11 protein-coding genes and 1 pseudogene are annotated in these 14,699 nt (G+C 71.2%); all 12 read right to left on the bottom strand.

The genetic code is table 11. The features are described 5' to 3' along the window. Window positions 1-530, bottom strand: a pseudogene (locus ACWCV3_RS07260) (glucose-6-phosphate isomerase); the annotation flags it as partial. A gap of 76 nt (window positions 531-606) precedes the next feature. Further along, window positions 607-1,800, bottom strand: coding sequence for an MFS transporter (locus tag ACWCV3_RS07255; protein ID WP_451219689.1), 1,194 nt, complete (start codon window positions 1,798-1,800; stop codon window positions 607-609). Window positions 1,801-1,997: 197 nt separating this feature from the next. Beyond that, window positions 1,998-2,333, bottom strand: coding sequence for an RNA polymerase-binding protein RbpA (locus ACWCV3_RS07250; RefSeq protein ID WP_003957010.1), 336 nt, complete (start codon window positions 2,331-2,333; stop codon window positions 1,998-2,000). A 251-nt stretch (window positions 2,334-2,584) separates the two neighbouring features. After that, window positions 2,585-2,821, bottom strand: coding sequence for a preprotein translocase subunit SecG (secG, locus tag ACWCV3_RS07245; RefSeq protein ID WP_030809737.1), 237 nt, complete (start codon window positions 2,819-2,821; stop codon window positions 2,585-2,587). Window positions 2,822-2,943: 122 nt separating this feature from the next. Next, entirely contained in the window at window positions 2,944-3,720 is a 777-nt protein-coding gene (gene tpiA, locus ACWCV3_RS07240) for a triose-phosphate isomerase (protein WP_451219655.1), read from the bottom strand. A gap of 6 nt (window positions 3,721-3,726) precedes the next feature. Next, on the bottom strand, window positions 3,727-4,938 hold the full coding sequence (locus ACWCV3_RS07235; RefSeq protein WP_451219652.1) for a phosphoglycerate kinase: 1,212 nt from the start codon (window positions 4,936-4,938) through the stop codon (window positions 3,727-3,729). A gap of 144 nt (window positions 4,939-5,082) precedes the next feature. Continuing rightward, the gene (gap, locus tag ACWCV3_RS07230; RefSeq protein ID WP_451219649.1) at window positions 5,083-6,093 is read right to left on the bottom strand and encodes a type I glyceraldehyde-3-phosphate dehydrogenase; all 1,011 of its coding nucleotides are present in this window, start codon (window positions 6,091-6,093) and stop codon (window positions 5,083-5,085) included. A 297-nt stretch (window positions 6,094-6,390) separates the two neighbouring features. Then, window positions 6,391-9,369: a M14 family zinc carboxypeptidase gene (locus ACWCV3_RS07225; RefSeq protein WP_451219646.1), complete on the bottom strand. Its 2,979-nt coding sequence runs from the start codon at window positions 9,367-9,369 to the stop codon at window positions 6,391-6,393. A gap of 163 nt (window positions 9,370-9,532) precedes the next feature. Then, a complete protein-coding gene (gene whiA, locus ACWCV3_RS07220) occupies window positions 9,533-10,522 on the bottom strand; it encodes a DNA-binding protein WhiA (protein ID WP_030809753.1) in 990 nt (329 codons plus the stop codon). Next, complete coding sequence (locus ACWCV3_RS07215) at window positions 10,513-11,601, bottom strand: gluconeogenesis factor YvcK family protein (RefSeq protein ID WP_451219642.1); 1,089 nt, start codon at window positions 11,599-11,601, stop codon at window positions 10,513-10,515. Before ACWCV3_RS07215 ends, whiA begins: the two co-directional genes overlap by 10 nt. Further along, window positions 11,598-12,599: an RNase adapter RapZ gene (rapZ, locus tag ACWCV3_RS07210; RefSeq protein ID WP_451219639.1), complete on the bottom strand. Its 1,002-nt coding sequence runs from the start codon at window positions 12,597-12,599 to the stop codon at window positions 11,598-11,600. The genes ACWCV3_RS07215 and rapZ overlap by 4 nt, the downstream gene beginning before the upstream one ends. Beyond that, on the bottom strand, window positions 12,596-14,695 hold the full coding sequence (uvrC, locus tag ACWCV3_RS07205; RefSeq protein ID WP_451219636.1) for an excinuclease ABC subunit UvrC: 2,100 nt from the start codon (window positions 14,693-14,695) through the stop codon (window positions 12,596-12,598). The genes rapZ and uvrC overlap by 4 nt, the downstream gene beginning before the upstream one ends. Between the last annotated feature and the right edge of the window lie 4 nt (window positions 14,696-14,699).

Below are 14,699 nucleotides of genomic sequence, written 5' to 3'. Positions count from 1 at the left end.
CGGTCGGTGAAGGGACGCAGCGCCTCGAACGCCATCGCCGGACCGAGATCGGAACCACCGATACCGATGTTGACGACGTTCCTGATCCGCTTACCGGTATGACCCGTCCACTCACCCGAACGGACCCGGCCGGCGAAACGGGCCATCCTGTCCAGCACCGCGTGCACGGCCGGGACGACGTTCTCCCCGCCGACCTCGACCACCGCGCCCCGGGGAGCACGCAACGCGGTGTGCAGCACCGCCCGGTCCTCGGTCGTGTTGATCCGCTCACCACGGAACATCGCGTCCCGCTGCCCGAACACATCCGTGGCGACGGCCAGTTCGCGCAGCAGCCGCAGCGCCTCGGCGTCCACGAGCTGCTTGCTGTAGTCGATGTAGAGGTCCCCGACCCGGACGGTGTGCGTCCGCCCGCGCTCCGGGTCGGCGTCGAACAGCTCCCGCAGGCTCGTCCCGCCGAATCCCTCGCGGTGCTCCTTCAGAGCGGCCCACTCGGGCGTCCGGTTCAGTGCCGTACGGCCTTCTGCGTTCATCTCCGGCCTCCGCCTTCCTTTCTGCGCCTGTCGCCTGTCCTGCCCCGTGTGCCCACTGCGGGACCAACCTAATTGATCACCCGGGGGCCGGGCCGGTGGTGACACCGCTCCGCTTCCCGTCCTTCGATACGTCCGCCGAGCGCGCCGGTATCAGCTCGAGTACCGCCGCCGCGAAGAGGGTGGCCGCGAGGAGGGCGGGGGCGTTGAGGCCGAGGGTGCCGGCGGCGGTCCCGCCGAGCAGGGCGCCGAGGGGGGCACCGGCGGTGGAGGCGGTGCGGAAGGCGGCCGAGATGCGGCCGGTCATCGCGGCCGGCACCCGCTGCTGCATGAGCGTCACCTGGTTGACGTTCCACACCGTGCCCATCGCGCCGAGCATCAGCATCCCGGCGAACAGCGCGGCCGGCTCCCGCACCGAACCCAGCAGGAGCAGCGCCCCGGTCTGCACGGTGCCGCCCAGCAGCAGGGCCCGTATCCGGCCGAGGCGGCCCGCCAGGCGCTGGGCCAGGAAGCCGCCGGCGACGCTGCCGGCGGAGTAGGCGGTCATGGCGGCCGCGTATTCCGCGTTCCCCGCGTGCAGCCAGCCGGTGACGTGCAGGACGAGGGTGGCGATCAGGGCGCCCATGCCGATGTTGCACAGCAGGGTCGCCCCGCAGACCGCGCGGAGCGCGCGGTCCCGCCAGAGGTGCCGCAGCCCCTCCCCCACGTCCGAGCGCAGGGTGGCGCCGGGCGGACGCGGCCCGCGTGACGGTGCCCTCACGCGCAGGGACGCCACGAGGGCGGCGGCCAGGAGGTAGGTGGCGGCGTCGGCCGCATAGGGCAGGAACGCCCCGGCCGTCAGCAGCAGCGGCACCAGAGGACCGCCGAGCAGGCCGCCGGCGAGCTGCTGACCGGTCAGCAGGCGTGCGTTGGCACTGCCCAGGGAATCCGGCCGGACCACGGAGGGCAGCAGAGCGGTGGCCGCGTTGTCGAACAGGGTCTGGAGTGCGGTGAGGGAGAAGGTGAGCGCGATCAGCAGCGGGATCGAGGCGTGCCCGAGGGCCACCGCGAGGGCGAACGCGGCGACGAGCAGCCCGCGCGCCACGTCCACGGCCCACATGGCGCGGCGTTGGTCCACCCGGTCGGCCACCGCGCCGCCCAGCAGACCGAACAGCAGCCAAGGCACGTAGCCGCAGGCGGTCACCGCGGCGACGGCGAGCGGCTCGTCGGTCAGTCGCACGGCGAGCAACGGCAGCGCTGCGGTGCGCAACGCGTCGCCGAAGCGGGAGAGCACGGCGGCGCTCCACAGCCGGCCGAATCCCCCGCGCCAGGCGGGTGTTGCCCCCGGCACCACCTGAGTCGCCATCATGGCCGTCCCCCGAGTCGCAGTCACCTCACTCACGGTAGGGGGCACCACTGACAACGGGGTCCGGCCGTGGGACAGGACAGCTCCGGCCGGACACCCTCTCAGGTCCCGGCCGGCGTCAACTCCTAGATCTCGCCCCGCAGTTTCGCGAGCGCCTCGGCGAGGATCGCCTCGCCGTCCGCGTCGCTGCGCCGCTCGCGCACATAGGCGAGGTGCGTCTTGTAGGGCTCGGTGCGCGGCGGGTCCGGCGGATTGTCCCGGTCCTGACCGGCCGGGAAGCCGCAGCGCGGGCAGTCCCAGGTGTCGGGGACCTGCGCGTCGCTGGCGAAGCTCGGCTGGGTCTCGTGCCCGTTGGAGCACCAGAAGGAGATGCGCAGACGCGGTGCGGACTCGCCGCGCTCGGCCTCGCCCATCGGCCCCGCACCGACCCGGCTTCCCCGGATCGCGTTGCCACTTGCCACGGTCGTAACTCCCTGCGTGATGGTGCCGCGAAGCAGGTCGGCCTATCGCTTCGCCGCGAGCGCCTCAGTCTACGTAAGGCCCAACGCGCGTCCAGTGATGGGAGGTACCGCCTCCGCCCAGACGCAAGCCCCATGATAGGCCGCGCTCGTGAGCGCGTACCGGACATGGGGCCTTACGTGTGGAATCTATGCACTTGTGGGACGTGCGGGGCATTGCGGCTGTACGCGCGGGCCCCGCCTCGGCGGTCCGGTCAGCCGCTCGACTTCATGAGCAGGCCGAGCACGATGATCGAGGCGAACCAGAGCACGGCGATCACGACCGTGATCCGGTCGAGGTTGCGCTCGGCGACCGAGGAGCCGCCCACGGAGGACTGCATGCCACCACCGAACATGTCGGAGAGGCCGCCGCCCTTCCCCTTGTGCATCAGCACCAGCAGCATCAGCAGCAGGCTGAAGACGATCAGGGCGATCGAGAACCCCAAAACCACGGCTGGACCAACTTCCTCGGATTCGGACGGACGGATTGAGCTGGACGACGGGGGCACGGCACGACGGCCATGCCCCCGCAAGAGTACGACGTATCGCCGCTACCGCCTACTCGCGGACGGGATCACTGATCGCGGAACCGCACGATCTTGACGAACTCGTCGGGGTCCAGCGACGCGCCGCCCACCAGGGCGCCGTCGATGTCCGGCTTGGCCATGATCTCGGCGACGTTGCCGGACTTCACGGAGCCGCCGTACTGGATGCGGATCATGTCGGCGACGTCCTGGGAGTACAGCTCGGCGAGCTTGCCCCGGATCGCGCCGCAGACCTCCTGCGCGTCGTCGGAGCCGCAGACCTTGCCGGTGCCGATGGCCCACACCGGCTCGTAGGCGATCACGACGGTCTCGGCCTGCTCGGCCGGGACGTCCTTCAGGCCGCCCTCGACCTGGGCGAGGGTGTGGTCGACGTGGTTCCCGGCCTCACGGACGTCCAGCTCCTCGCCGACGCACAGGATCGGGGTCAGGCCGTTCTGGAAGGCCGCCTTCACCTTGGCGTTGACCACGTCGTCGGTCTCGTGGTGGTACTGGCGGCGCTCGGAGTGACCGGCGAGCGCGTAGGAGCACTTCAGCTTGGCGAGCATCGAGCCGGAGATCTCGCCGGTGTAGGCGCCGGACTCATGCCGGGAGATGTCCTGGGCACCGTACTTGATCTTGAGCTTGTCGCCGTCGACCAGGGTCTGCACGGAGCGCAGGTCGGTGAAGGGCGGCAGGACGGCGACCTCGACGGCCTCGTAGTCCTTGTCGGCCAGGGCGAAGGCGAGCTTCTGGACGTGCGCGATGGCCTCGAGGTGGTTGAGGTTCATCTTCCAGTTGCCCGCCATGATCGGCGTGCGAGTGGTCATGCGGGGTCAGTCCTCCAGTGCGGCGAGGCCGGGGAGCGTCTTGCCCTCGAGGTACTCGAGGGAAGCGCCGCCGCCGGTCGAGATGTGGCCGAATGCGTTCTCGTCGAAACCGAGCGTACGCACCGCGGCGGCGGAGTCGCCGCCGCCGACGACGGTGAAGCCGTCGGAGTCGACGAGCGCCTGGGCGACCGCCTTGGTGCCCTCGGCGTAGTCGGGGTGCTCGAAGACGCCCATCGGACCGTTCCAGAAGACGGTCTCGGCGTCGCCGAGCTTAGAGGCGTACAGCTCGCGGGTCTTCGGGCCGATGTCCAGGCCCTCCTGATCGGCGGGGATCTTGTCCGCGTCGACCACCGTGTGCTGCGAGGGGGCCTTGGTCTTCAGGTCCGGGAACTCCGGGGAGACCAGGACGTCGACGGGCAGGACGAGCTCGACGCCGTTCTTCCCGGCCCGCTCCATGTACTCCTTGACGGCCGGGATCTGGTCCTCCTGGAGGAGGGAGATGCCGACCTCGTGGCCCTGGGCCTTGAGGAAGGTGTAGGCCATGCCGCCGCCGATGAGCAGGCGGTCGGCCTTGCCGAGCAGCTCGTCGATGACGGCGAGCTTGTCGGAGACCTTGGCGCCGCCGAGGACGACGACGTAGGGGCGCTTGACGTCGTCGGTGAGCTTCTTCAGGACGCCGACCTCGCGCGCGATCAGGTAGCCGGCGTAGTGCGGCAGCCGGGCCGGGAGGTCGTAGACGGAGGCGTGCTTGCGGTGCACGGCACCGAAGCCGTCGCCCACGTACACGTCCGCCAGGGCGGCCAGCCGGTCGGCGAACTCGCCGCGCTCGGCGTCGTCCTTGGAGGTCTCGCCGGTGTTGAAGCGCAGGTTCTCGACGACCGCGACCTGGCCGGGCTCCAGGCCGTCGACGGCCGCGTGGGCGGCGGGGCCGACGGTGTCCTCGGCGAAGGCGACCGGTGTGCCGAGGAGTTCGGCGAGGCGCTCGGCGACGGGCCGCAGGGAGAACGCCGGGTCCGGAGCACCCTTGGGGCGGCCCAGGTGGGAGGCGACGACCACTTCGGCTCCCGCGTCGGCGAGAGCCTTGATGGTGGGCACGACGGCACGGATGCGGCCGTCGTCGGTGATGGTCCCCTCGGCCAGCGGCACGTTGAGATCGGCGCGGACGAAGACCCGCTTGCCGCTCACGCCGTCGGCGAGAAGTTCGTCGATCGTCTTCATTGAGTGGACTCCTGGAGAGGGCTCGTGATGCCCCTGATCGTAAGAGGGCGTGGTCCGTGCGTGAGACAGGGCCCGGACAGCGCGGCCGTGCGCTGCCCGGGCCCTGCTCTCACTTCAAGGTCCTGCTGGATCCGATCCGGCGGATCAGAGCTGCTCGCCGACGAAGACCGTCAGGTCCACCAGGCGGTTGGAGTAGCCCCACTCGTTGTCGTACCAGCCGAGGATCTTCACCGTGTTGCCGTCCTGGACCATGGTCAGGGACGAGTCGAAGGTGCAGGAGGACGGGTCGCCGACGATGTCGGAGGACACGATCTCGTCCTCGGTGTAGGACAGGAAGCCCTTGAGCGAACCGTCCTCCGAGGCCTTCTTGAACGCGGCGTTGACCTCGTCCTTGGTGACCTCGCGCTGGAGCTCCACGACCAGGTCGGTGGCCGAGCCGGTCGGGACCGGGACGCGCATCGCGATGCCGTCGAGCTTGCCCTTGAGCTGCGGCAGGACCAGCGCGGTGGCCTTGGCGGCACCCGTGGTGGTCGGGATGATGTTCTCGGCGGCGGCGCGGGCGCGGCGCAGGTCCTTGTGCGGGAAGTCCAGGATGCGCTGGTCGTTGGTGTACGCGTGCACCGTGGTCATCAGGCCGCTGACGATGCCGAAGTTCTCGTCCAGCACCTTCGCCATCGGCGCCACACAGTTGGTGGTGCACGAGGCGTTGGAGATGACGTGGTCCTTCGCCGGGTCGTACTTGTCCTGATTGACGCCCATGACGATGGTGATGTCCTCGCCCTTGGCCGGAGCCGAGATGAGGACCTTCTTGGCGCCGCCGGCCAGGTGCTTGGCGGCGTCGTCGCGCTTGGTGAAGATGCCGGTCGACTCGATGACGACGTCGACGCCCAGCTCGCCCCACGGGATGTCGGCGGGGTTGCGCTCGGAGAGCACCTTGATGGTGTGACCGTCGACCGTGATCGTGTCTTCGGTGTGCGTCACCTCGGCCTTGAGGCGGCCCAGGATGGTGTCGTACTTGAGCAGGTGCGCCGTGGTCGCGGTGTCACCCAGGTCGTTGACAGCCACAACCTCGATGTCCGCACCCTGCTCCAGCAGAGCGCGGAAGTAGTTACGCCCGATGCGGCCGAAGCCGTTGATGCCTACGCGGATCGTCACGAACCGATCTCCTCGTTGGTACGCCGGCCATGCGGTGCCGGCGAGCTGTATTTGGGATGTCCCCGACCACCCACGACCCTACCCCTCCACGGCCCCTGGGGTGACATCGAGATGGCGCATAAAAGGGCAGGCGTTCCGTACCCGTCAGTAGGGTACGGAACGCCTCAACACGGCGGTGGATTCACTCCTCTTTGTCAGGGAATGACGGTCACCGCGGACGCGTTTTTCACTCGTTCGTGAGCGGGTTGGCTCACCTGATACCGGGCCCTTCCGCGCACCGTTGAGAGGGGGGTTCGCTCACCTGTCGAGTACGGTCAGCGCCTTGCGGACGAGAGCGTTCCGTTCGGCCGCCGACGGGACCTGGTCGAGGCCGAATCCGAGCAGCACGGTGTCGTCGGTGGTGACCGCGCCGTAGGTCTGGAAGAGGGCGCCGGTGCGGGCCCAGTCCTTCAGCACCGCCGGGCTCCCGGCCGGGGGGCCGGGGGTACGCCAGGGGCCGAGGGAGGACTCGAACCCTTCCGTCTCCTTCGCGTTGCCGCCGACGACGAGCGAGGCGTCGTCGGCGAGCACTCCGTGGCCGCCGGTGCCGGGGTCGGTGATGTAGGAGACGGACAGCTCGATCTGCCTGCCCGCGTAGGCGCTCAGGTCGAAGTCCACCCGCTGCCAGCCCGAGGACCGGCCGGTGAGGCTGTGCCACTGGCCGGTGGTCCCGGTCGCGGTGCAGGCGTTGCCCGTGAGCGTGAGGTAGTGCCGGAGCCAGGGGTGCTCCGCGACCAGGAACCCGGCCCCGCACTCGGCGGGCACGGCGTCGGTGGTGGCACCGCCCGCCTCCGGCAGCGTCGTCCAGTCGTCGGCACCGACGGTGTGGACCTCCACCACCGCGTGGTCGTATCCGCGCTCGGTGTCCCACAGCAGCCGGGTGCCGAAGGCGGGCTTCTGGGCGGCGCCGACACCGGTGAGGTCGATGGTGCGGGTGAGGCGCTTGTAGGCGTCGTCGGTGTGCACGGCGGCGGCCATGAACGAGCCCGCGTACGGCCCGTACGGGCTGACGGCACCCGTGAACCGGCCCGCGCCCGCGCTGCGGAACTGCGGGTACGCGGCGGCCGGCAGCTCGTCCGAGGTGACCCCGTAGGCACCCGCCGCGTCGAGCGGGTCGCCCGGTGCGTCGCCGAGCGCGGCGGAGACGCCGTTCAGCGCTCCGGTGCCGGTGACGCCGGTGGCGCCCTTGGTCGAGGTCCGGCTGTAGGCGCCCAGGTAGTACTGGCTGAAGTCGTCGGAGAGGTTGCCGCCGCCGAGGTCCACCTCGCCGCCGGCCTGCTCGCCGGCCTCGATCAGCTTGCCGCCCTCGTTGAGGTGGGTGCGCAGCTGGAGCTGGGTGGCGTTGCCCGGGCCGTCGGGGCCGGAGTAGTGGACCACGGTACGGAAGTGGGCGAGCACGCCGAGGGCGTCGGGGGCGCCCTGCCGGGCGGTGTCCCACACCAGGGGCCTGCGTCCCGCCGCCTTCAGGGCGTCGGTGTAGGCGCGGGTTCGGGTCGCGCTCGCGCCCTCCTCCGCCACGACGAGGGTGTCGGCGGTGCCCCGGTCGGCGACGGTGTAGGTGAAGTGGCGGCTCGCCTTCGCGCGGCCCGCTCCCGTGAACCAGACCTCGACCCGGTCGCCGGCCCGGCCGCCGGGTACTTCCGCGCGGTACTGGTCGAAGTGGAGGTTGTCGTCGCCGCCGTAGGTCTCGCCGCCCTTCCACGGGCGCAGGGTGCGCTCATGGGTACGGCCGCCGTTGACCCGGTACACCAGCCGCTTGTTCCGGACGGCCTTGCGGGCGACGACGGAGACCTGCTGGCCCCCGCCCCTCGCGTAGGAGGTGCCGAAGGTGGCCGGGGTGAAGTCGGGAGCGCTCAGGCCGACCGTGGAGACGGGCCGGTCGGGGTGGGCGGCGGTCTCCGCGACGGAGAGCGCGAACGGCACGTTCTTCTCGAACTCCCGCTGGATCAGCGTCTCGTCGTCCGGGAAGGTGAAGACCGAGCGGCAGTCGTCGGGGTTCCAGGCGTCGTCCGGATCGGACTCGGAGGCGGTCGCACAGGTGGACATCTCGGGGGTGAACATCGCCATGCCGTTGACGTTCGCGGCCTGCCCGTCCGCCTCTCCGTTGGTGGTGTACAGCTCCGAGGAGACCTGGGACCGGTAGCCGGGGATCGCCGGGTTGCCGGGGGTGCCGGCCAGTGCCCGGTAGAGGACGTCGTCGGGCGTGTCGGTGGCGACCTGCCAGCCCACGCCGTAGAGGAGCAGTTCGGCGGCGGAGTGGTAGTTGATGCCGTACGCGAACCGGACGCGCTTCTCCAGGGCGTCCAGCGCCCTGGTCTCCGGCTCGGAGTTCGCGCCCGGGCCCCGGTAGGTCTCGCTGGCGGGGCTGGGCGAGGAACCCTCGTCGTCGTAGCCCCACTTGTAGCCGAAGTTGCGGTTGAGGTCGACGCCGTCACCGGTGCCGATGACCCCGTCGCCGTTGGTGTCGCGCAGGTTCTTCCGCCACAGCCGGGTGCCGGAGTCCTTGAAGGTGTAGTCGTAGCCGTCGGGGTTGGCGGACAGCACGAACCACAGCTCGGTGGTGTCCACGAGCTTTCTGATCCGTCCGTCCGATCGGTAGTTGTCCAGATAGTGGTGCATCAGGCGCCGGGTCATCTCCGGCGTGATCCACTCCCGCGCGTGCTGGTTGGACATGTACAGCACGGCGGGCCGCGAGCCGTCCTTCGCGGTCCGGGCGTTCCTGGTGACCTTGAGCGCGAGGATGTCCTGGCCGCGCACGGTGCGGCCGATGGACTCGACCTTGGCGAGGCCGGGGTTCTCCCGCGCGGTCCGCAGGATCTCCTCCTTGAGCCCGCCGCTCCCGCTGTAGGGGCGGAACACGCCCTGGGCGGCGGCCGCCAGGCGCTTGCCGGCGCCGCTCGGCAGGGAGCGCTCGGTGAGGCGGACGCCCTGGTCCCTCAGGCCGCCGGCCTGCCGGTCGGTGAGGTAGACCTCGACGGCGGTCCGGCCGCGAGACCCCACTTTCTCTCCCAGCTCATGGGCGTCCTGCCCGGCCCTGAGCAGCAGTGGCACCTGGGCGCGGGTCACCTCGGCCCGGAAGACCTTGACCGCGCTGCCGCCGCCGGCGGGTGCGCCCTCCCTCGCCTGGGCGACGGGCGTGAGGCAGGCCGCTCCGGCGAGCAGCGCCCCGGCGGCGAGGACCGCCCTGACTGCGGGCCGGGCCGTGGGCCGGGCCGCGGGTCTCACTCGGTGTCTCATGAACCCCCCTCGCGGTGGTCCGCCACTGTGGCGAACAGGTTGCCAGGCTCATGTCACTGCATGATCGAGTCAAGAGCGCCCCAAAGACACGCGAAACGCCGGTGCCGACCACCCGAACGGGCGGCGGCGCCGGCGTCTGCGCGGCTTTTCCGCGGGGCGTCGCTCAGCCCGCGAGGTTGTCCGCCAGCTCCTCGGAGAGATTGGCCTCGGTGCTCGGGATACCGAGGTCGGAGGCGCGCTTGTCGGCCATCGCCAGCAGCCGCCGGATGCGGCCGGCCACCGCGTCCTTGGTCAGCGGCGGGTCGGCGAGCGCGCCCAGCTCCTCCAGCGACGCCTGCTTGTGCTCCATGCGCAGCCGGCCGGCGGCGGCGAGGTGCTCGGGCACCTCCTCCCCCAGGATCTCCAGCGCCCGCTGCACCCGTGCCCCGGCGGCGACGGCGGCCCGCGCCGAGCGGCGCAGGTTGGCGTCGTCGAAGTTGGCGAGCCGGTTGGCGGTCGCGCGGACCTCGCGCCGCATCCGGCGCTCCTCCCAGGCCAGCACCGACTCGTGCGCGCCGAGCCGGGTGAGCAGGGCGCCGATGGCGTCGCCGTCGCGGACCACGACCCGGTCCACTCCCCGCACCTCGCGCGCCTTCGCCGCGATGGACAGCCTGCGGGCGGCGCCGACCAGCGCGAGCGCGGCCTCGGGGCCGGGGCAGGTGACCTCCAGCGAGGAGGACCGGCCGGGTTCGGTGAGCGAACCGTGCGCCAGGAAGGCGCCGCGCCAGGCGGCCTCGGCGTCACAGGTGGCGCCGGAGACGACCTGCGGGGGCAGGCCCCTGATCGGGCGCCCCCTGCCGTCCACGAGCCCCGTCTGCCGGGCCAGCTGGTCACCGCCCGCCACGACCCGGACCACGTAGCGCGAGCCGCGCCGCAGCCCGCCGGGCGCCATCACGATCAGCTCGGAGCTGTGGCCGAAGATCTCCAGGATGTCCCGCTTGAGGCGCCGGGCCGCCATCGCGGTGTCCAGTTCAGCCTCGATCACAATGCGCCCGCTCACCAGGTGGAGGCCGCCGGCGAACCGCAGAATGGCGGAGACCTCCGCCTTTCTGCAGCAGGTCCGGGTGACGGGAAGCCGGGAGATCTCATCCTTCACCGCTGCCGTCATCGCCATGGGCCGATCCTTCCATGCATCCGAAAAATACGGTCGTACGCGGCGGCCAGCAGCTCCGGATCGTGCCGGGGAGTTCCGTCGGTCCGGGCCACCGGCGCCAGCTCGACCGCCGCTCCCAGCCGCTTGGCGGCCTCGGTGAGCGAATCGCGGTCGGGCACGGCCGCCTCGTCGGCCAGCACCACGTCCAGGGCGAGTTTAGGGGCGTGTCGCCCCAAAACCTCCAAATGACGCTGCGGTGAGAAGCCCTCTGTTTCGCCGGGTTGCGGGGCGAGGTTCAGCGAAAGGACCCGGCGCGCCTTGGTCTGGGTGAGCGCGTCGAGCAGTTCAGGCACGAGGAGGTGCGGGATGACGGACGAGAACCAGGAGCCCGGCCCGAGCACCACCCAGTCCGCGTCCAGCACCGCTTCGACCGCCTCCGGGACGGCGGGCGGGTCGGAGGGCACCAGGTGCACCGACTGCACCTCGCCCGGTGTCAGCGCGACCGTCGCCTGTCCCCGTACGGTGTCCACGTCGTCCGGCCGGTCCGGATCGTGTCCCTTGACCAGGGCCTGCAGTTCCAGCGGCACCGCCGACATGGGCAGCACCCTGCCGTGCGCGCCGAGCAGCCTGCCGACCAGGTCGAGCGCCATCACATGGTCGCCGAGCTGCTCCCAGAGCGCGACGATGAGCAGATTGCCGACGGCGTGATCGTGCAGGTCGCCCTGGGACTGGAAGCGGTGCTGGATGACCCGGGCCCAGGTCTGCCCCCAGTCGTCGTCCCCGCACAGCGCGGCCAGCGCCTTGCGGAGGTCGCCGGGCGGCAGCACGCCGAGCTCGTCACGCAGGCGTCCGCTGGAGCCGCCGTCGTCGGCCACGGTGACCACGGCGGTGAGGTCCCCGGTGATCCGGCGCAGCGCGGCGAGCGAGGCGGACAGGCCCATGCCGCCGCCGAGCGCGACCACCTTGGGCTGGGCGCCGCGTCTGCGGGGCCGCGCGCCCCGCACCTCGACGGGACGGGCGGCGCGGGCCTCCGCGCGGCCGAGGCGTCCCTCGGGGACCACGCGGCGCAGGCCGCGCAGCCGCCGTGCACGGTCGGTCATTCGCGTCCCATGTCCCGGTGCACGACCACCGTCTCCACGCCCTCCGCCGCGAGGCGCGCCGCGAGCTTCTCCGACATGGCGACCGAGCGGTGCTTGCCGCCGGTGCAGCCGATGGCGATGGTCACGTACCGCTTGCCCTCGCGGCGGTAGCCGGCCGCGATCAGCCGGAGCAGCTCGGCGTACCGGTCGAGGAACTCCTTGGCGCCGGGCTGGTTGAAGACGTAGGAGGCGACCTCCTCGTTGACCCCGGTGAAGGGGCGCAGCTCCGGGACCCAGTGCGGGTTGGGCAGGAACCGCATGTCGGCGACCAGGTCGGCGTCGACAGGGAGGCCGTACTTGAAGCCGAAGGACATGACGGTGGCCCGCAGCTCGGGCTCCTCCTCTCCCGCGAACTGGGCGTCCATCTTGGCGCGCAGTTCGTGCACGTTGAGGCTGGAGGTGTCGATGACCAGGTCGGCGTCGCCGCGCAGCTCGCGCAGCAGTTCCCGCTCGGCGGCGATGCCGTCCACGATGCGGCCGTCGCCCTGGAGGGGGTGCGGGCGGCGCACCGACTCGAAGCGGCGCACCAGGGCGTCCTCGGAGGACTCCAGGAAGACGATGCGCCGGGTGACGCCCCGGCCGTCGAGATCGGCGAGGGACTCCCGGAGGTTGTCGAAGAAGCGGCGGCCGCGCACGTCCACCACGACCGCGATCCGCGCCACGTTGCCCTGCGAGCGTGCGCCGAGCTCCACCATGGTGGGGATCAGGGCGGGTGGCAGGTTGTCGACGACGAACCAGCCGAGGTCCTCCAGGCACTTCGCGGCCGTCGAGCGGCCGGCTCCGGACATGCCGGAGATGATCACCAGCTCGGGGATGGGCGCATCGTTGGCCGTTGCCGGCGTGACGTCCTGACTCACCTGTGCTCCGTTGTCCTGTTCCGCTGCCCCTGGCGGGCCGTCGTCCGTCGCCGCGTGTGCGCGGTCCCGCTCGGCCGTGGGCCGTGCCTCGTGCTCGGTCATGTCTCCTGCCCCCGTCGGTCGTCCGGGAGGCCCGCGCTCACGGACTCTCCGGAGGAACCGCCCGTCGTGTCGGGTTCCTCTCCGTCAATGATCTCTCCGGTCGCCGTGTTGACGGCGGGTGCGGCCGGAGCCGAACGGGCGAGTGCCACCGCGATGGTCTCGGCCGTCTTCCGGCCTATGCCGGGTACTTCCTGGATCTGCTCGATGGTGGCGGCGCGCAGCCGCTTGACCGAGCCGAAGTGCTTGATGAGGGCCTGCTTGCGGGTCTCGCCGAGACCGGGCACCTCGTCCAGCGGGCCGCTGCGCAGCCGCTTGGCCCGTTTGGCGCGCTGGTAGGTGATGGCGAAGCGGTGGGCCTCGTCGCGCACCCGCTGCAGGAGGTAGAGACCCTCGCTGCTGCGGGGCAGCACGACGGGGTCCTCCTCACCGGGCACCCAGACCTCCTCCAGACGCTTGGCGAGGCCGCACACGGCGATGTCGTCGATGCCCAGCTCGTCCAGCGCCCGGCGGGCCGCGGCGACCTGCGGGCGCCCGCCGTCGACCACGACGAGCTGGGGCGGATAGGCGAACTTCCGGGGGCGGCCGTCTTCGTCCTTGGGGCCGCCGAGGACGCCGTCGTCCTCGCCCGTCAGGGGGACGCCGGCGGGCGAGCCGTCCACCGGGGTGTCCTCGGCGCCCGCCCACTCGCCGGACTTCTCCTTCTCCACCAGGTAGCGGCGGAAACGGCGGGTGATCACCTCGTGCATGGAGCGGACGTCGTCCTGGCCGGCGAAGCCCTTGATCTGGAAGCGGCGGTACTCGTTCTTGCGCTGGAGGCCGTCCTCGAAGACGACCATGGAGGCCACCACGTCGTCGCCCTGCAGGTGGGAGATGTCGTAGCACTCGATCCGCAGCGGGGCGCTGTCGAGGTCGAGGGCGTCGGCGATCTCCTCCAGCGCGCGTGAGCGGGTGGTGAGGTCGGAGGCGCGCTTGGTCTTGTGCAGCACCAGGGCCTGCTGGGCGTTGCGCTGGACGGTCTCCATCAGCGCCTTCTTGTCGCCGCGCTGCGGGACGCGCAGCGACACGCCGGCCCCGCGCCGGACGGTCAGCCACTCCTGGACCGGCTCCACCGGGTCGGGCAGCGCCGGGACCAGCACCTCCTTGGGCACGGAGTCCCCGGTCTCCTCGCCGTAGAGCTGCTGGAGGGCGTGCTCGACGAGGGCGCCGGTGGTGATCTCCTCCACCTTGTCGGTGACCCAGCCGCGCTGGCCGCGCACCCGGCCGCCGCGCACGTGGAAGATCTGGACGGCGGCCTCCAGCTCGTCCTCGGCGACGGCGATGAGGTCGGCGTCGGTCGCGTCGGCCAGCACGACCGCGTTCTTCTCCATGGCCTTTCTGAGCGCGCCGACGTCGTCACGCAGGCGGGCGGCCCGCTCGTACTCCATCTCGTCGGACGCCGCGGCCATCTGCTTCTCCAGACGGCGGAGGTAGGTGCCGGTACGGCCCGCCATGAAGTCGCAGAACTCCTCGGCCAGTTCGTAGTGGTCATCCGGCGGGATCCGGCCGACGCAGGGCGCGGAACACTTGCCGATGTACCCGAGCAGGCAGGGCCGGCCGGTGCGCTCGGCGTTCTTGAAGACGCCCGCCGAGCAGGTGCGCACCGGGAAGACGCGGAGCAGCAGGTCGACGGTGTCCCGGATCGCCCACGCGTGGGCGTACGGGCCGAAGTACCTGACGCCCTTCTTCTTGTGACCACGCATCACCTGGACGCGCGGGAACTCCTCGTTCATCGTGACGGCGAGGTACGGGTAGCTCTTGTCGTCGCGGTACTTGACGTTGAACCGGGGGTCGTACTCCTTGATCCAGGAGTACTCCAGCTGAAGTGCCTCGACCTCCGTGGACACCACGGTCCACTCCACGGACGCGGCGGTGGTGACCATGGAGCGGGTACGGGGATGCAGGTTCGCCAGGTCCTGGAAGTAGTTCGCCAGGCGCTGGCGCAGGCTCTTCGCCTTTCCGACGTAGATCACCCGGCGGTGCTCGTCACGGAACCTGTACACCCCCGGAGAGTCGGGGATCTCGCCCGGCCTGGGGCGGTAGCTGGAGGGGTCGGCCATGAAT

The organism is Streptomyces sp. NPDC001781 (assembly GCF_053596035.1).
Note: the sequence above shows the minus strand (reverse complement) of the source record. Positions and strands in the feature narration are given on the sequence as shown.